This window comes from Vibrio sp. SCSIO 43097 (assembly GCF_023650755.1).
GTDB lineage: Bacteria > Pseudomonadota > Gammaproteobacteria > Enterobacterales > Vibrionaceae > Vibrio > Vibrio alginolyticus.
The window spans coordinates 1,573,407-1,592,265 of record NZ_CP071840.1 but is presented as its reverse complement, the minus strand read 5'-3'; the positions used below and the strand labels follow the sequence as shown (position 1 = coordinate 1,592,265).

Annotated in this window: 15 protein-coding genes; 8 read left to right on the top strand and 7 right to left on the bottom strand. The window is 40.0% G+C overall.

Features of this window, described 5'->3' with window-relative positions:
- Positions 1 to 226 precede the first annotated feature (226 nt).
- Positions 227 to 1,219 carry a zinc-binding dehydrogenase gene (locus tag J4N40_RS08275; protein ID WP_104975339.1) on the top strand — a complete coding sequence of 331 codons (993 nt, stop codon included), beginning with the start codon at positions 227 to 229 and terminating at the stop codon, positions 1,217 to 1,219.
- 147 nt (positions 1,220 to 1,366) lie between these two features.
- On the opposite strand, the gene J4N40_RS08270 is transcribed toward J4N40_RS08275, so the two are convergent.
- The 4 genes from J4N40_RS08270 to J4N40_RS08255 all read right to left on the bottom strand — a co-directional run bounded on the left by J4N40_RS08270 (position 1,367) and on the right by J4N40_RS08255 (position 5,166).
- Complete coding sequence (locus J4N40_RS08270; RefSeq protein ID WP_033906141.1) at positions 1,367 to 2,269, bottom strand: homocysteine S-methyltransferase family protein; 903 nt, start codon at positions 2,267 to 2,269, stop codon at positions 1,367 to 1,369.
- Positions 2,270 to 2,545: 276 nt separating this feature from the next.
- The gene (locus J4N40_RS08265) at positions 2,546 to 3,280 is read right to left on the bottom strand and encodes an amino acid ABC transporter ATP-binding protein (protein WP_005377326.1); all 735 of its coding nucleotides are present in this window, start codon (positions 3,278 to 3,280) and stop codon (positions 2,546 to 2,548) included.
- 14 nt (positions 3,281 to 3,294) lie between these two features.
- Positions 3,295 to 4,242, bottom strand: a complete 948-nt coding sequence (locus tag J4N40_RS08260; RefSeq protein WP_005377325.1) for an amino acid ABC transporter permease — start codon at positions 4,240 to 4,242, stop codon at positions 3,295 to 3,297.
- Positions 4,243 to 4,377: 135 nt separating this feature from the next.
- A complete protein-coding gene (locus J4N40_RS08255) occupies positions 4,378 to 5,166 on the bottom strand; it encodes a transporter substrate-binding domain-containing protein (RefSeq protein ID WP_250654460.1) in 789 nt (262 codons plus the stop codon).
- Between the two features lie 461 nt (positions 5,167 to 5,627).
- Here J4N40_RS08255 and J4N40_RS08250 point away from each other — a divergent pair, with 461 nt between their 5' ends.
- A complete protein-coding gene (locus tag J4N40_RS08250; RefSeq protein ID WP_005377323.1) occupies positions 5,628 to 5,972 on the top strand; it encodes a DUF3316 domain-containing protein in 345 nt (114 codons plus the stop codon).
- 610 nt (positions 5,973 to 6,582) lie between these two features.
- Here J4N40_RS08250 and J4N40_RS08245 read toward each other — a convergent pair.
- Both J4N40_RS08245 and J4N40_RS08240 read right to left on the bottom strand, forming a co-directional pair.
- Positions 6,583 to 7,557, bottom strand: a complete 975-nt coding sequence (locus tag J4N40_RS08245) for a porin (protein WP_025768142.1) — start codon at positions 7,555 to 7,557, stop codon at positions 6,583 to 6,585.
- A gap of 140 nt (positions 7,558 to 7,697) precedes the next feature.
- Positions 7,698 to 8,621, bottom strand: a complete 924-nt coding sequence (locus J4N40_RS08240; RefSeq protein WP_005377321.1) for a LysR family transcriptional regulator — start codon at positions 8,619 to 8,621, stop codon at positions 7,698 to 7,700.
- 378 nt (positions 8,622 to 8,999) lie between these two features.
- Between J4N40_RS08240 and J4N40_RS08235 the strand changes: the two genes are divergently transcribed.
- The 3 genes from J4N40_RS08235 to J4N40_RS08225 all read left to right on the top strand — a co-directional run bounded on the left by J4N40_RS08235 (position 9,000) and on the right by J4N40_RS08225 (position 14,397).
- Entirely contained in the window at positions 9,000 to 10,169 is a 1,170-nt protein-coding gene (locus J4N40_RS08235) for an efflux RND transporter periplasmic adaptor subunit (RefSeq protein ID WP_025768141.1), read from the top strand.
- A 12-nt stretch (positions 10,170 to 10,181) separates the two neighbouring features.
- Entirely contained in the window at positions 10,182 to 13,322 is a 3,141-nt protein-coding gene (locus J4N40_RS08230) for an efflux RND transporter permease subunit (RefSeq protein ID WP_025768140.1), read from the top strand.
- Between the two features lie 145 nt (positions 13,323 to 13,467).
- Positions 13,468 to 14,397, top strand: coding sequence for a LysR family transcriptional regulator (locus tag J4N40_RS08225; protein ID WP_025768139.1), 930 nt, complete (start codon positions 13,468 to 13,470; stop codon positions 14,395 to 14,397).
- A 1,232-nt stretch (positions 14,398 to 15,629) separates the two neighbouring features.
- Here J4N40_RS08225 and J4N40_RS08220 read toward each other — a convergent pair.
- The gene (locus J4N40_RS08220) at positions 15,630 to 16,529 is read right to left on the bottom strand and encodes a LysR family transcriptional regulator (protein WP_033906147.1); all 900 of its coding nucleotides are present in this window, start codon (positions 16,527 to 16,529) and stop codon (positions 15,630 to 15,632) included.
- Between the two features lie 112 nt (positions 16,530 to 16,641).
- On the opposite strand from J4N40_RS08220, the gene eamB reads away from it, so the two are divergent.
- From eamB to queC, 3 genes are all read left to right on the top strand, one after another.
- Positions 16,642 to 17,226: a cysteine/O-acetylserine transporter gene (gene eamB, locus J4N40_RS08215; protein WP_115386016.1), complete on the top strand. Its 585-nt coding sequence runs from the start codon at positions 16,642 to 16,644 to the stop codon at positions 17,224 to 17,226.
- Positions 17,227 to 17,533: 307 nt separating this feature from the next.
- Complete coding sequence (locus tag J4N40_RS08210) at positions 17,534 to 17,872, top strand: helix-turn-helix domain-containing protein (protein ID WP_005388200.1); 339 nt, start codon at positions 17,534 to 17,536, stop codon at positions 17,870 to 17,872.
- Positions 17,873 to 17,939: 67 nt separating this feature from the next.
- Positions 17,940 to 18,596, top strand: a complete 657-nt coding sequence (gene queC, locus J4N40_RS08205) for a 7-cyano-7-deazaguanine synthase QueC (RefSeq protein WP_005377298.1) — start codon at positions 17,940 to 17,942, stop codon at positions 18,594 to 18,596.
- The last annotated feature ends 263 nt before the right edge of the window (positions 18,597 to 18,859 follow it).

The following is an 18,859-nucleotide window of genomic DNA, read 5'->3' as shown; positions in this document are numbered from 1 at the left end:
CAAAATATTTCCATAAAAATGGAATAATAAGACTAGTCAATACTTATCAAAAAGTTACATGTCGTTAGCTATGCAGACTGGTTGTCGATGATAATTTCAGAGCATCTCGAATCCTTTTTATCAAACATAACCTAAAATTATCAAAATAAGAAAAAACCATAATTATTGCAGCACCACGCTCTGAGCTAGTATGACTTTCGACCATTCTTAATAATAAGGAAAACCTATGAGAGCGATAACTTACCAACGAGATAAAGATACTTTCTCTTTATCCGAATTACCTACACCAAAACTAGAAACCCAATTTGATGTATTGGTTAAAGTTAACGCTGTTGGTTTGAACCCTGTCGATGCAAAAATTCATTATTGGTCAGACATGGTCACTAACATGGATAACAATTTTGTTGGCGGGTTAGACGTATCAGGAGAAATAGTCTCTGTAGGCGATGCGGTCGTTGATTGGAAGGTTGGCGATAAAGTGTTGTATCACGGAAACATGAGACGCCATCACGGAGGATTCGCTGAATTTGCAATCCATGATTCAAGAACGCTTATAAAACACCCTCAGGTTCCGGTTGAAGTAGCAGCATCTACACCTTGCGCAGCCTGGACCGCATATCGCGCTTTGGTAGACAAGCTCGATATTTCAAATCGAAGCAGCATTTTTATCGCCGGAGGTGCTGGCGGCGTTGGAAGCTTTGCTATTCAGTTAGCAAAGACATTTGGTGTTGAACAGATCATTGCTACTAGTTCAGAAGCTAATCACGCATATTTGTCCTCGTTAGGAGCAACCCATACGATTGATTATCATCATGAAGATGTAGTTCAACGAGTAATGGACATTACCGGAAATCATGGCGTTGAGGTTGCACTCGATTGTGTAGGCGGTGATAACGACCGAATTGCAGCCTCGGTATTAACCTTTGAGGGAGAAATGGTGGAGCTCGTCAAGACTGTCGACCCTTCTCAATATCCAGATGCCTTCTTAAAAGGCTTGGGCTTCCACCAAATAAGTTTGGGCTCTGGTCATGTCTTTGGCGAGAGAGGGTTTGCAAGTATCGTTAATGCCGGAAAGGAAGTGTCTGAGCTATTAGAAAATGGAGAATTGGAAGTACCGAAACTGAAGATCATCGGCTTAGAGGATGTAGGTAACGCACTCTTGGACATGCGAAATCAGAGAACAGTTGGAAAGATTGTCGTTAATCTGAACCAAAAATAATTAATAAAGATCTCGAGGAAAACTGGCAAAGTAATGAGCAAGTTAAAGCATCTTGTTACTTTGCCAGATATGAAAGACCTTTATTTTGCCTATAACGATGAATGAAAAACAAAACCTCTTGCCATACTTCCCTGCGCTTCACCAAAATTAAGCGTTTTCGAGAGTGTCTCTCCAAGTCGCTAGCAATTTAATATGACGTGGTTCAATCCCACAGCAACCACCAATAATGCTCGCTCCCTGCGCATGCCACTTTTTAGCATACTCAAGATATTCAGTCGGAGAGAAATGACGAACTTCCTGAATGGTCTCGTTGGCTTGGTGCGCTTGCTTTATCGGAGCAAAGCTATTTGCGAAAACACCTATCGTCAATTCTCTACCTGACTCACACAATACTGCTTGTGTATCAATGATCGCTTGCTCGACAACTTCAGGAATAGAGCAATTGAAAAAGATACCTGAAACATTTGTTTTCAACAGCGTATTAACCGCGACTTTAAGAGATTCCCCTGAGCGAAGGCGAGGCAAAGAGTTAGGCTCGTCCATTAAGGTGAAAGCAATATAATTGGGCTTATCTGTTTTGGCTAAAATTATTGATAGAACTTCAACTTCAGCGAGGCTAGACACGGTCTCAGCTAACCAAATATCAACATATTGATCTTGAGCTTCAAATAACTCAGAAGCCACTTCCAGTGCCCTTTTCGGCTCGAATAATTCAGGCCTGTAAGACCCCATTACAGGAGGAAGAGACCCCGCAACGAGCACTCTATCGTTAGAGCTGGTGACTACATCTCTGGCAATTTTAGCTGCAGATTTTGCTAACTCAGTCCCCCGTTTTGCATAGAGTTCCTCGCCTAAGTGAAATGGAACACATGCATAACTGTTGACAGTGATAATCTCTGCGCCAGCGTCTATGAAATTCTCATGTGCCATTTTTACATATTGTGGTGATTCAATTAGCGCTTGTGCACTCCAAAGCGGCTGAGAAAAAGGGGCGCCAATACGTTTTAACTCTCGCCCCATGCCACCATCTAAAATTGTTACTTTCTTCATTTAGACATCCATACCGCCAAACATCCATAAGCTCTATTCAAACACAATTTTTATCAATTCAAAATGAAATTGTTATGTTTAAAGTGAACAAAAACTTAATGGCTGATTAAACACTCTAGTATTTACCAGACCTTTCATTCGGACCAAGATAATGTTATCGCCATTAACTTAGAGTAAAAAGCCCATTATCTATGTCTCTCGGCGAGGCGGGCGTTACGAGCCACAATAGTGCATGAAGTGATTGAGGGACTAACCCTCAATCAAATTTTCTTTTTATTATAAGACCTTAGATAAAAACTTCTGTAATCTAGGATTGGAGGGGTTATCAAAAAATCGCTCAGGAGAGTCAGAAACCAAAAGCTCACCATCTTCCATAAACAACACCCTATCAGCGACCTCTTTTGCGAAACCCATTTCATGAGTAACCACGACCATGGTCATTCCGTCCTTGGCCAAATCTTTCATCACATCAAGAACTTCTCCAACCATTTCAGGGTCTAGTGCTGATGTGGGTTCATCAAACAACATAATGTTGGGCTTCATTGCTAACGCACGAGCGATTGCGACGCGCTGCTGCTGTCCGCCTGATAAATGATTAGGATAATTATCCATTCTCTCCGACAGACCAACTTTATAAAGCAAATCTTTTGCTTCTTTCTTCACCGATTCAGGGTCACGTTTAGAAACCTTTAAAGGTGCTAACATGACGTTCTCTATCGCCGTTTTATGTGGAAAAAGGTTGAAGCCTTGAAATACCATGCCCACATCAGCGCGTAGTTTATTGATATCCGTAGATTTGTGGTACATATCGATACCATCTACGATAATAGACCCACTATTTATTGTCTCTAATTGATTGATCGTCCGTAAGAATGTTGACTTACCAGAACCTGACGGTCCTACGATGACAATCACTTCCCCTTTTTCTACATTTACCGATACGTCCTTGAGCGCATGGCAGCCATTAGGGTAAATTTTATTAATTGTTTTTGCTGAAATAATGTATTCCATTAATGACTCCACCATTAATCACTTGCTGCCAATTTCTTTTCTAACGTTTGTATTGCCCAAGATAAGGTACTAGTCAGAAGCAAATAAAGGGCCGCTACGGTAAACCAAACTTCAAATGGGGCAAAACTACCACTTACGACTTCCCTGCCCGCTTTTGTCAGATCAGTAATCGAAATCACGGAGACAAGTGAGGAATCTTTTATCAGGTTGATAAACTGCCCGGCTAAGGGAGGTAATGTCTGCTTAAACGCTTGAGGTAAAATGACATAAATCATCGCTTTGGGATAATTCATTCCTAGTGAACGCGCCGCTTCCATTTGTCCTCTTGGGATTGACTGGATTCCTGACCGCACAATTTCTGCGACATAAGCGGCGGTAAACACGGAGAGCGCTATCACTCCCGCAGTAAAACGCTCAAGGTCAAGCACAGTACCAATAAAGAAGTAAACGATAAAAATCTGTACTAAAAGAGGCGTTCCACGAATGACCTCGACATACACAAGCGCCAGCTTTTTTAATGCCGGATTGCTGGATATACGCATTAGTCCGACAACTAAGCCCAACGCTAGAGCAATGATAAGTGACCAGAGCGAGATTTTAATGGTCGTCACAACACCATCTAAAATTGGGCCAGAGCGCCACTCTTTTATAGTTGCTAAGGTATCTCCTTCAAAAATAAGATCACCTTCATAGACGTCCACAGACTTATATTGGCTTAGTTCAAGAACAATATCACCATGAATACTCTCCAGAGCCAGTTGGTTATTCTCGTCGAGAATGATGTTCCCATCGACAGGCGCGGTAATGGATGAAGCAGCGTTAGTGGCAATATAAGGAAGGACACGCTCCCAATTCCAGCTGTAATCGATTCGCTTACCTGACAGATAGACAAGACCGCAAATTGATAGCAAAACAAGAACAAAAACAGCGTTCCACAATAGGGATTTAAAGTTATTTTGCATGTGATTCCGAGAATGACTTTGATTAAAGTTGGTTGGGTATTTGAATAAAGAAAAGCGTTAGCTTCACAGCACGAACCGTTTGGTTGGCGATGAACCGAGCCAGAAGCTAACCGCTCCTCTACAATAACAAAATGATTACTTAACTTGCTTTAACCATTTATCGTCGTTAAACCACTTATCGTAAATGCGATCGTAAGTTCCATCGCCCTTAATTTGACGTAAATAGTTGTTTAAGAAGTTAAGCGTATCTGGATTTCCTTGCGGCACAGCCCAACCCAAAGGCTCGTGAGTAAACGGTTTAGCCAAGTGCATTAACTGCCCTTTGTTTTCCGCCACATAAATAGAGTTGTAAGGAAAGTCATAAACAAACGCATCTACCTTTCCGTTGGCAACCTCAAGTACCGCTTCAGACTGGGTTTCGTATAGATTTATCTTAGCTTTCGGAAGGTATCGTTTTACCGCTTGCTCACCCGTTGTCCCAAGCTTAGTTGCAACAACATATTCTGGACTATTGAGATCACGGTAACTAGACACTTTACCTTCATGTTTGAGATCTACGAGAATGGATTGGCCAATAACCACATAGGGATCAGCGAAATTCACCTGAGTATTTCGCATAGGTGTGATCGTCATCCCGCCCATAATCATGTGACACTTACCAGTCAACAGTGTTGGGATAATGCCATCCCATGAAGTGTTTACCGGCACAAACTTAACATCCATGGCACGCGCCATTTGTTTACCCAAATCGATATCAAACCCGATGTACTGCCCATTTTTTGCTGTCATTTCAAAAGGCATATACCCAGAATCAAAGCAGACTTTTAGCTCCCCTGTACTTTTGATGTCGTCTAAAATTGGGTCTGCATTAACCGTCGTCGAAACAGCTAACCCCAGTGCAGCAAAACACAATAACTTTTTCATGGATATTCCTTTATCATTTGTTGTAAAGTTTTTTTATACACGACAATAGAATAAAAAACCACAAATAATGACTTTTTAATCACTAGAATTTGTAGAATCGTCACTAAGACGGAAGATCTGAATGAAAATCTATACCAAGGCATTGCAATTGAATTGCATGCATTAAGTGATTAAGTTGTAGGCAGGTCACTATAACGACAACAAACATACGCTTTGACTGAATAGTCAGCGTTTCCGAAAGTGGTTTAATTATTAACGAAACCATACAGATATTCGCTTTTTCACATTGACCGTAATGTCAAAAGTGCTTGAGTTTTATTGTTGACAATTCTTCCATAGTCAATGGTCACAAATGTGATGTACAGCACATTTCTATAATGGCACTATCACCTTTGTCGAGAGATATTAACAAGGATTCGTTGGACATCTTGACTTTGTAATACAAATAAAAAGGTGACTATATGAAAAAACTAATGACGCTCTCATCACTATTATTATTCAGTTTATCTGCTACTGCTGGTATTCATGTCGAACACTCTACAAACAAAGTTGTTCTCAATGACTTTACGACAAAAGATGCCGCTTATAGCTCTGCGTTTGATCTTGTCGATGAATACCAAACGCTATCAAAACATGAACTTAGAAATCGTCTAAACATCATTGGAAGCGGTTTCCCTCGTGATATTGCAATCGATGATAGTAAGGTGAGAGTTGAAGAATACGCACTTAACCGTGATGAAGTTAAATATCGTGCAATCATAAACTTCGATTATCACTTCAGAACAAGTGACGGCGGTAAAAACTAAAAAATCATCTGCACCTTTACTTTCTTAGAGCCCTTCCTATTTTAAGAAAGTAAAGGTGTCTAATCACATTGAAACGACGGCTTTTCATAAATCGCTCTCTCCTTACATAAACAGTATCAATCCCTACCTCTATCGTTTACATAAAAATAATTTTTCCAATCTTCATTGAGATACATTTCGTCGTTTGGCGCTTTATCATTCACTTGGTTCGCCATATGGATTCCACATCACTTAAATGAAAAAGACCCTTGAAATTGAGTTCACTTTTTTATGAAGATTAACTCAACCTAAGATTGACAATTGTCGTTATATTTTTCTCGTTTATAGCAATATATAAAAAACTCTTTTTGTTTTAATTAACCATAAGACGTAAAAATAAAAAAAGGCAACAAGATACTTCTTGTTGCCAAAGAAAAAAATCATCATTCAAAAAATATGAAAATGAAAACTAGCAGTGGACTAGCTAACAAAACAATTATATCCAAAACACTTTAACAAGTAACGATCAATATAATCCATTATATATGGATGAAAATCAGCACTTATAAAATTACACCGATAAATAAAAAAGCCTGAAAATAGTTTCAGGCTTTTTATATTTATTAATTTTTTAGAATGAATATCTCGCAGCTATTGCAAGAATATCGTCTTCATTGTCTACATCTGTAATTCTGTATTCTGCTAGTGCTTTAAAATTAGAAGTCAAATCGTACTCTGCACCTAGTGAGTAGTAATCGACGACGTCTTCATCATCACGCTCTAGATTGTTATAGCCAACAAGTGCCCAAAGCTTATCTGTTATTTCATAAGTGGCAACTGCTTCAATACCGGTGTAATCAATATTACTTTCAGAACCATCTTTAGCCCAGTTTTCACCATCACTGTATAAAACAGAGGCATAAAACTTGTCGTATTCAAATGCAATAGCACCCGTTAGCAGCTCTGCATCTTCTGCACCCGATTGCCCTTCACCTTCGTTGTAACCAAGCGCAACTTTGAAGCCATATGGCAACTTGTAGTCCGCCGCCGCACCATAAGAGGCTGCATCTGTTGACACTTCATCGTTTTCAGCCTGATAGCTAACATGAATATTCAAACCTTCATAGCTTGTCGTTAGCTTAAATACTGAATCGGAGCGACCGGTACCATATAGATCCGCACTTACGCCAGCAGCTTCATTACCAAACTCCGGGAAAATATCCGTGTAGTCAGATACTAAAGTGACCGCACCGTATTGACGTCCATAACTTACTGTTCCGTAATCTGCACCAACTCCTACATAGCCTTTTCGGATATCAAATTCATCATCTTCAATCCCATCAGCATCTCTGCGATTAGACTTAAATTCCAACTCATATAAGCCGAAGGCATAAAGATCTTCATTTATTTTAGACTCACCTGCAAGTCCTACACGAATGTAGCTATTATCTCCGTCTGCATTTTTATCATCAGAGAAATAATACATCCCTTGCGCTCGGCCATGAATATTTAATACTGATTCTTGATCTTCATAAACTACGGCTGAATTTGCAGCACTTGCAGAAAAAAGTGCAGCGATTGCGATCGACGTTCTTGTCATTTTCATTTAATTACCACTACTTGTGTTGTTTGAATCGAGTGAAATTATGAACAGTGGCAATTATTTTTAAAGTGCAAATTCAACCATATTCTATGGATAAATATAAACAAGCCCTCAATCTAAAACATTATGTCCTAGTACTCATATTAGTTGAGATAATCCATCCAAACAGGAGGCGTCCCTATTATTTTTTGAACAGTATCAATGAACAGTTTGGCTAATGGTTGTTGATTTCGGTGAGTATACATTGCATATATTTCCCCTATTGCGGGAAGATTATAATCAGGAAGCAACTGTACAAGATCTTGTTTACTCAAACTCTCCTGAAGAAAGAACTGCCCAATTAAAGCATACCCTAAATCAGATTTTACGGCATCGAGCATTAACTCAGTTTCATTAACGAAGTACTGCCCATTGATATTATACGTTCTAACGTCGCTTGATGACTGGCTTGGCGCTATACGTAGCTTATCCGCCTTAAAGTTAGCATTAGAGTATATTACTGCTGGCATTTTTATAAGCTCTTCTGGAGAGCTCGGGGTTCCATACTTGTCAATAAAACTCTTCGATGCAACCAGTGCCATATTATTACTTGCCAACTTACGTACTATCATGTTGGACTCTCGGATTGGTCCGATACGAAACACAACATCAAAACCTTCGTGGATAACATCGACTCGATTATCATCGAGCAGCAGCTCTACAGTAATGTTTGGGTACTGTTTTATAAACTCTTTAACTGCCTGATTTAAGTATGCTCTGCCAAAGAAAGTGGAGCTTGATATTTTCAAGTTACCCTTCGGTTCATCCTGAAATGTAGCAGCAATACTACGAGTTTCGGTTAGAACCTCTCTTACTTTCTTGGCTTGCGCCACCATCTCAACACCTGCATTGGTCAGGGATAGCGAACGCGTGGAACGGTTTAACAGCCGTAAGCCCAATTCATCCTCTAGCTTTTTGATCTGTTTTGACAAAGCTGAACGATCTATATGATTTCTGTCAGCAGCCTTAGCAAAAGTTCCGTATTCAGAGACATCCAGTAGTAATTCAAGTTGGCTTGCGAGATCCACTGCACAATTCCTTATTTAGTTTTTATTCTTTATGTGATGGGAAATGGATTTTACAAAATTAATTTCAATTTTTTATGGTTCAAATTGCATCAGTGAATTGCAAATAATGCACGAATTAAAAACGCTTTAATTTTCGTCGCTATCTTTAGCTTCTGTTTAGTTATTCCTATCTATTATGGCTTATTACATTTAACAATACTCCACGTCTTTAAAACCCTAAACTGACCTTTTTCAAACCAAAAAGTGAGCATTTTGACCAATATTTAATCGTGCATTTTTATCACTACTCTATGTTCGCTGAGGGCCTATTTACCCATAGGTACAATGAATACAATGCCGTTCCTTTTAGTATGAACAGAATCATTTAGGGCGCGACAAATGTTAAAGAAAGTTTTCGGCATTGGCCTTTTATCCGTTTTAGCTGCTTGTGCAGACGAAGAGATAACCAAACAACCTAATACTCCCTTACCTACGATAGACGTCTCCAAAGTCATCTATGAGCCCGTTCAATCGTGGTTCACCTTTACAACAAGGCTTCAAGCCCCAGAGAAAGTTTCTTTAATGCCACGCGTTTCCGGAGTTATTGAAACGGTAGAATTCAAAGACGGACAGAGTGTCAACAAAGGTGACTTACTCGTCACTCTTGATGATCGAACCTTCAAAGCTCAGGTCTCACGACTTGAAGCGCAAGTTAAGAGTGCTCGAGCTGCGCTAGAGCAAGCAGCAAACGAACAAAAGAGAGCCGCCCAACTGGTTAAGCGAAAAGCCATCTCAGCGGAACAAGCAGAGGCCCGAGATACCGCAGTAAAGCAACGCTCTGCAGAACTAATGGCCTTGCGTGCTCAGTTAGAATCCGCAAAGTTAGATCTTGAGTTTACGAAGATATATGCCCCTATTAGCGGCACTATTTCAAGAGCATTCATTACTAAAGGAAACAATGTAAACGCAAATCAAAGCGTTATATCAAACATTGTCTCTAACGATCAGGTATATGCATACTTTGATGTCGATGAGCGAACTTGGAACCGTTACTTCTCGACAATCAATGCCGACTCTAACTTACCTACTCGTCTTGAACTATCTGGACAAAATGGGCAGGTGTTTTTTGGACGCGTTGACTTTGTCGACAACTCCATCAACGAAAACACCGGTACTTTGCAGGTTCGAGCGGTATTCGATGCAACAAAATCAAACTTAAAAGTGGGATCGTTTGGCCGAGTTCAGATATCAACAACCAAACCAGTTGAACGAGTTCTCGTTCCAGAGCGTTCTATTGGCACAGATCTAGAAAACCGCTTTGTATTAACACTCAATGAAGAGAATACGTTGCAATACAGCATCGTAACCTTAGGCGAACGTTACGGAACATTTCGTGCTATCGAGAATGGCTTGAACGCCGACTCAATTATTGCGGTAAATGGCCCAGCAAAAGTTGGCCCAAATAGCAAAGTCACACCAAAAAATGTCACGCTAGATATTAGCAATACTTCATTGATTATGGCTTCAAACTCAACATCGTTGCCAAACAAACGTTTAGCTCAAGACTAAGAAGACAACCGAATGAAATTTGCACACTTTTTTATTCAAAGACCCATATTTGCCTCTATGTTATCGCTATTGATATTAATAGTAGGCGCAATTTCACTTTTGCAGTTGCCTGTGAGTGAATATCCAGAGGTTGTCCCTCCTACAGTAGTAGTTACAGCAAACTATCCTGGTGCGAACCCAAAAGTAATCGCAGAAACAGTTGCTACGCCTCTGGAGCAAGAAATTAATGGTACAGAAAACATGTTATATATGTTTTCACAGGCAACCAGTGACGGCAGAATGACATTGACCGTAACCTTTGCTTTAGGTACGGACTTGGACAAAGCTCAGGTTCAAATTCAAAATCGCGTCACTACAGCTTTGCCCCGGTTACCAGAAGCCGTCCAACGGTTAGGAGTTGTTGCCGAAAAAGCCTCTCCTGATCTCACCATGGTTGTGCATATATATTCTCCAGATTCTAGCCGTGAAGTCAGTTATTTAGCTAACTACGCTAATTTAAACTTGAAAGATGAGATAGCTCGGCTCGGAGGCGTTGGTGATGTGCGCCTTTTCGGTGGTGACGAGTACTCAATGCGCTTGTGGTTAAATCCAGATGAGCTCGCTTCTAGAAATCTAACCGTAATGGACGTTGTCTCCGCCGTCCGATCTCAAAACCAACAGGTGGCAGCAGGCTCATTAGGTGCGCAACCAGCCGCTAATGAAAACCAATTCCAAGTTTTGTTGAACGTAAAAGGCCGCTTGGAGAATATTGATGAATTCAACGACATTGTAGTAAAAGTTGACGAAACAGGGGCTTTGACACGTCTTAAAGACGTTGCACGCGTAGAGCTAGGTCAAAACTCTTATGCACTGCGCGCCTTGTTAAATGGTAAACCAGCGGTGGCGATGCCCGTATTCCAGCGCCCTGGTGCTAATGCTATTGAGCTATCTAATCAGGTTCGTTCAACCATGGACCGTTTACAAACAGCCTTTCCAGCTGGAGTTTCATATGAAATAGCCTACGACCCGACCGTCTTTGTTCGTGGTTCGATAGACGCGGTGGTTCATACTCTGCTAGAGGCAATTGTACTTGTTGTTGTCGTAGTCATTTTGTTTTTGCAAACATGGCGCGCGTCTATCATCCCTATCATTGCGGTGCCTGTTTCATTAATCGGTACGTTCGCTGTAATGCAAATGCTCGGAGTATCGATTAACACACTTTCGTTGTTTGGACTTGTTCTCGCCATAGGCATCGTCGTCGATGACGCCATTGTCGTCGTCGAAAACGTGGAACGGAACATCCATAATGGCCTTGCACCACTAGAAGCAACGAAACAAGCAATGACCGAAGTTACCGGGCCAATTATTGCAATTGCTTTAGTGTTATGTGCGGTGTTCATCCCGACGACCTTTATTACAGGGTTATCCGGTCAGTTTTATAAGCAGTTCGCACTAACAATTACGATCTCGACGATTATTTCAGCAATTAACTCGTTGACGTTATCGCCTGCTTTATCAGCACTGCTATTACAAGATAAGAACGCAAAACCCGATCGGCTAACCAAGCTATTGGATGCGGTTTTTGGTAAGTATGTTTTTGCGCCATTCAATAGAATTTTTGAGTACAGCTCGAACCAATATCAAGCTCTGGTCAAGAAGCTGATTCGCTTTAGCCTTGTTGTTGTGGTGGTATACATTGCGTTACTCGGGGGAACGGCTTCTCTATTCAAAGCAGTTCCTGGAGGATTCATTCCTCAACAAGATAAGCAGTATTTAGTTGCGATCGCCCAACTTCCAGATGCAGCAAGTTTAGATCGAACAGAGTCCGTTATTAAAGAAATGGAAAACCTCGCGCTGGCAACACCTGGCGTAGCACAAACCATTTCTTTCCCAGGCTTATCGGTCAATGGTTTTACTAACAGTCCGAATAGTGGCATCGTTTTTGTTACGCTTGAGGACTTCGATAAACGAAATGATCCAACTCTCGGAGCAAATGCGATTGTTGCATCTTTGAATAAGAGCTTTTCAATCATTGATGAAGCCTTCGTTGCGATTTTTCCACCACCACCAATCCAAGGACTTGGCTCTACTGGCGGCTTTAAACTTCAAATCGAAGACCGAGCGAACAAGGGGTTTGATGAGCTCTTCAAGCAATTGAACTTGGTAATAAGTGAGGCATCAACAAGACCCGAGCTGATGGGATTATATTCCACATTTCGTATACAAGTGCCGCAGATGGACATCCAAATAGATCGTGAACAAGCGATGCTGCAAGGTGTTCCTCTAGAGCAGGTTTTTGATGCGCTTCAAGTTTATTTAGGATCATTATACGTCAATGACTTCAATATGTTTGGTAGAACATACAAAGTGAATGCCCAGGCAGACATGAACTATCGTCTCGAACCTGACCAAATACTTAACTACAAAGTAAGAAATGCTGCCGGACAAATGGTTCCTCTCGGCGCTGTACTGGAGATCATACCCACGATTGGGCCTGACCGCGTGATGCACTATAACGGCTACCCTAGTGCAGAACTAAACGGCAGTCCTGCTTTTGGTTACAGTTCTGACCAAGCCCAAACGGCTATTGAGGAAGTACTGGATCAAAACCTAGCAGAGGGAATGGTTTATGAATGGACTGATGTAACCTACCAGCAGATTTTGGCTGGTAACACGATGGTGTATATATTCCCACTTGTTGTTTTGTTAGTTTTCATGGTGCTAGCTTCGCAGTACGAGAGTTTAAAACTGCCATTCGCTATCATTTTGATCGTTCCTATGACCATTTTTTCTGCACTAGCAGGTGTTTGGTTCATTGGTGGTGACAACAATATATTCACACAAATTGCTTTGATTGTCCTTGTGGCTCTAGCGTGTAAAAATGCCATCTTGATGGTGGAGTTCGCTAAAGAACTTAAAGACAATGGCCAAGATACCTTATCAGCGATTTTGGAAGCATGTCGTTTACGTCTTCGACCGATTCTAATGACATCAATTGCATTTACCGCTGGTGTTATTCCATTAATGATTGGTACAGGGGCCGGAGCGGAAATGCGACAAGCAATGGGTATTGCTGTATTCTCGGGTATGGTAGGCGTAACGGTATTTGGATTACTACTCACACCTGTTTTTTACATGTTAGTGAGTCGAAACAAAAAACGTCAAACACTATAACCATAATATAAATACTCATTTAAATTCATACTAAAGGGAGCTATTGCTCCCTTTTCTTTTGGTTATTAAGTATATTAATAATTTCTAGACAGAGCAGAAGTTATACATGAAACTAATACGCTAATATCTAACGTGGATAAACATTGTGGATTTAGCAAATAAACTACACCTGCTTTTAGAAGTCTCTAAAGCTGGATCTTTTGCAAAAGCAGCAGATGGGATGAATATCGACCGCTCTGTTTTGTCTAAACACATCAAGCAGTTAGAAGAGCACTTAGGCGTTAGGCTATTAAACAGAACGACTCGCTCTCTTTCATTAACACAAGTCGGCAAGCAAATAGTAGAAAAAGCAGACCAAATATCTCAACTCCTTGATGATACTCAACAAATAGCGGAGAACTTTCAGACTGAGCCTTCAGGGAAAGTACGAATTTCAAGCTCAACATTATTTGGAAAACTCTATCTACAACCTTCGATAGAGAAGTTTTTACATAAGTACCCAAAAGCAAGTGTTGAACTAATGCTAGATGATCTTCATGTAGACGTGATTAGAAGTAATTTTGATATTGCTTTTCGAATCGGACCTATGAGGGATTCATCAATGGTAGCAAGAAAATTAGCAAAAAATACGACTGCAATCATTGCTTCTCGAAATTTAATTGAAAAACATGGTAACCCAGAAACGCCTGATGAGTTAGTTAAGCTACCTTTTATTATTTATTCAAATGGTAATTTTATTGTCGATAAACTTAAATTCTACGACAAAGCAAAATCAGATGGTTTAGATACATACCCAATATCAGGGTCATACATGGTAAATGAAGCTGAGCTAATAATTGAAAGCGTAAAGTCAGGTCTGGGCGCAGCACTTATAGGTCAATTTATGCTCCCTAACAACCTAGAGTCTTCTAATTTAGTTCAACTTTTACCAGAATATGAAACTCAAGATTTTGGTGATATTTATGCCATGTACTCACACCGTCAGCAATCACCATTGGTTAGGGCATTCATTGATATCGTTCAAGAAGAAATTGGCATACCACCAATATGGGAAAAGCATTTCAATAAAAGCTAGGTGATTCTATTTAACCAAAATTAACAGCAAATAAAACATCAAATAAAATCAATAAGTTAAAACAGGAAAATTTAAGATTCATAGAAGTTTAATGTTAGGTGAATTAAGTTCCATTCTAAATGGCGCTTAATTCACTAAATATAAAACATTCTTGATTTATAATACTAACAAATCCATCACCTATACAAGTTACGATGTATATTAAAGAAAAACACACCTCGGTCACTAGTTTGTTAGTATATAAAATATCATATCTTATTTTTTTGGTTATTTACACGTTAGCAACGATTTATTTTAGCGTACAAATGGACAAAAGCACATCGGAGAACTCTCTTATAGAAATTACTCAAATAGCATTTGTGCTTTTTTCATCGTTAATGTGTTTGTATAAATCTAAGGAATATCTTGAACTCAAACACATATTAGTAATAATGTCTTCATTTTTTATGGTTATATTCGTTAGAGAAATGGACTACCACATAGAGCAGTATTTCTCTCACGGTTCATGGAAGTACCCTGCTTGGATTATAATAGTATCGGTCTGTTATTTTTGTTTTAACAACATAGTCAACATAAAAAATGAGGTCAAACTTTTCATTTCTCATTCTAGCTTCACGACATTAACGATTGGCTTTTTCATTGTTTTCTTATTCTCACGCTTTGCAGGGTATGGTGATTTTTGGGTCGAGTTTATGGGGAACTCATACAATAGAGACGTGAAAAACTTGGTCGAAGAAAGCTTAGAGTTACTAGGTTACGCGATACTTTTAAACGGTGTTTTACTTATTAAAGTAGAAAACCACTAAGTATAAATAAAAGTTCATAGCTTGTAGTTCAAGCTTTGAACTTTTTTGGCTAAAAAAAAGCAGCAAATTATATTTGCTGCAAATGATGAAAAAAACAATATGCGTAAGTTAACTTCCTAGCAATGGATGCGTTAACGAGTTAATAATAACGAACCGTAACAATTAAGTCTCGTTGAAAATAATCCATAAAGAATGGAATTTATTACACTGTTAATTATGTAACCTTATCTAATCTAGTTATCACACGCCGTCGTTTTTATATCTTATCTCTTTCCGTCAATAAATAGCTCTTCGCATCAGATCCCATTTATCATCCCACAACAGTCGGATTCAAAATAAAGCAATAAAAATCAATAAATTAGAAGTAGCCACTTAAAAATAAAAAGGAGTAAAAACGAAACTATGTCAGATAGAACATATTAAAGATCACCGACTCTGAGTAGAAAGCCGTTCATACTCGTTACGCATACAATCAATAAAGACTTCCATCGCCGGCGTCACACACTTCCCAGCATGATAAGCACAGAGTGGCTTGATCATCTGTGAAAACTCGGTGAACTCAAGCTCTTGTAAACTGCCCTCTTGCAACTCTTTTTCAACCGTAAAACGAGGTAAGTAAGAGATACCAATATTACTCTCAACGCAATTTTTGATCGTATTAATACTGCTAAGTTCGATCATGTTGTCGATGCTAATATCACGCTCTTGAATAATGCTCTCAAACATCTGTCGAAAAAGGCACTTAGGGCCATTGCTTATAAACCCTAAATCAATATGTTGCTCTCTCTTCTTTAAATCTAGCCCTTTTAAAAGCGGCGAAGCAACCAATACCAGTGGCTCCTGCTCAAACTCGTGGACCTTGAGCGTATCGTCATTACCTACTCGATAAAACACACCTAAATCAGCTTTATCCGCTATCAACTCATCTCGAATCTGATAGCAATTTTGTGATTGCAGAGAGAGTCTGACATTGGGCGCTCTGATCCTGAACTCTTTTAAAACATTAGCCATCTTATAAGCAAGTTGAGTCTCAGCAACCAGCACTTTCAATTCACCGGTCGGCTCCGAGTTTTCTTGCTGTGCTGTTCCCTCAATATTTTCCATCACTCGCGCCAGTTCATAGACGTAAGGCAGTATCTTTTCTCCTGCTTGAGTCAAAACCATCTTACGCCCTATTTTTTCGAACAGCTGCAAAGACAGATCTTGTTCCAACTGCTTGATTTGAAAGGTGACGGTTGATTGCGTGCAATAAAGCTTCTGTGACGCTTTTAGAAACGATCCTTCTTCAACAATAGCTTTAAAAGTAAGAAAGCGTTTTAGATTCATGACTAGACTCCACAACCAACAGTTCAATAAATTAAAAGTCTAAGTTTTAATTTATTCAATTTTTTAATCAATTGTAGCGAAGTATAGTGCAGTAAAAACAGGAGAGATAGAGATGACCGCCATCTACACCGCATTTTTTACTTACGTAATCATTACTTCAATTACACCAGGGCCAAACAACATTTTATCGCTCAGCATCGCGACGCAATATGGACTAAAACGCTCAACAAAAGTGATTTCGGGGATGTTTTGTGGTTATGTTGTTTTGATGCTACTTTGTGGCGCTTTCACGTATAACATGATCAGCCTCTTGCCCGTGATTACACCTTGGCTAACATGGATTGGAGCAGCTTATATTGTTTGGTTGGCTTGGGGGCTTGCTACGAGTGAGATCAAAACTTCATCGGATAATTCTAAAGGTATCAGTTTCTTAACAGGTTTCGGTTTGCAGTTCGTTAATGTGAAAATCATTCTTTATGGAATTACCTCTATTTCTACGTTCGTACTGCCCCACACTCAGAATATCTACTGGATCTTAGCGACTAGCCTCATTCTTGCTTTGATCGCACTTCTTAGCAACGTAGTTTGGGCCGTTGCAGGAAAGCTACTTCAATCGCATTTCCAGAGATATGGCAAAGTCATCAATATGAGCTTAGCAGCAGCTCTGATCTATTGTGCGACACAGTTATTTACTTAAGTATATAGTTGATCATCAAGAACAATATTGCTCTTCAACTTAGACGACTACGTTTATGGGAAGAGCAAATTCTGCTCTACAAATCGCTGCGGTTTCTCGTGCCTTACTCGCTCCTCCCACTGCTTCATACGGCAGTTTTTGAAGAAGTAGATTCAACGTCACTTAATCAACCTAAAGATACGAAATCTTGTTTAGCTATACATACACGGCCTTGGCGACCTCGGCAATAACTAAGCATTACTTAGTATACACAAATCAGAAAAACTAAGATAATCTTAGTCATCCAAGTCCTTCGTATGAACATTAAGTGTTGTTTAATAATCCACTCCCAGCCCGCCTTAAGCATGCGCGTAAACAAGCGAATCTGTCCCAAAAAGCACTGGGCATCCGTATCGGCATGGATGATAGTTCTGCAAGTGCAAGGATGAATCAATACGAAAGGGAGCGCCATACTCCCGACGTAAAAACGCTCAAACTTATCGCAGATGAGCTAAACGTGCCTCTAAACTATTTTTTTTGTGAAGATGAAATCACCGCTGAACTTGCTGTGAATCTCCACAAGCTGTCAAATGATGACAAGCAAAGAGTGCTTGAGAGCACAGCCCAGCTGATTGCGGACGCAATCGCCACGAAGTCGAGTACGTAATTGGGATTAAACGCCTAAGAATACGTATCAATACCAAAGAATCAAAGAGCATAACTAAGGGTTCAACATGGCTACAACAAAAGCACTTGTGGTTTTTTCCGGTGGGCAGGACTCTACGACCTGCTTAATCGATGCATTAAATACATATGATGAAGTTCATGCTATAACGTTTGATTATGGCCAGCGTCATTCAGATGAAATAGATATCGCTATCGAATTAGGTAAGCAACTTAACATCAAAAGCCACAAAGTCCTGGATGTAAAATCAATTAATGAGTTAGCGATAAGCTCGCTGACAAGAGACAACATTCCGGTATCTAATGACTTAAGCGACGCTAACGTACCCAATACATTCGTTCCAGGGAGAAACATTCTCTTTCTTACTTACGCATGTATCCATGCTTACCAGCTTGGCATTCAAGACATCATTACGGGAGTCTGCGAAACAGACTTTAGTGGTTACCCTGACTGCCGAGACAACTTTATTCGCTCTCTAAATCTCTCTTGCAATTTAGGTATGGATAAAGCCTTCAACATTAAGACTCCTTTAATGTGGCTTACTAAAGCCGAGACCTGGGCTCTAGCTGATAAGCACAATATGTTGGAGTTTGTCCAAAACAATACTTTAACATGTTACAACGGAATCGTTGGTAAAGGCTGTGGTGAATGCCCAGCGTGCCTACTGCGACAAAGCGGCTTAGAAGAATACTTAGCGAGCAAATAGTCTTTGTTAGCGGTAATAGCGCTGGGATAAAACCTTTTGCGTTAGCTTCTAAACGTTTTATCTCAGCGTGAAACTCCAGCCAACAGAGCTTCATTTTGATGCCGCCAGATTGGTGGCATCAATTAAATGCGAAACGATTGTCGAACCAAAGATAGCACCACACCACAGCAGCCAACACTGCTTAGCTTTTACAACGCTATAAATTGTTTAGATACATCGACAATGATTCCATAGCAAAGCTACCAACTGCATTACTCGCGAAA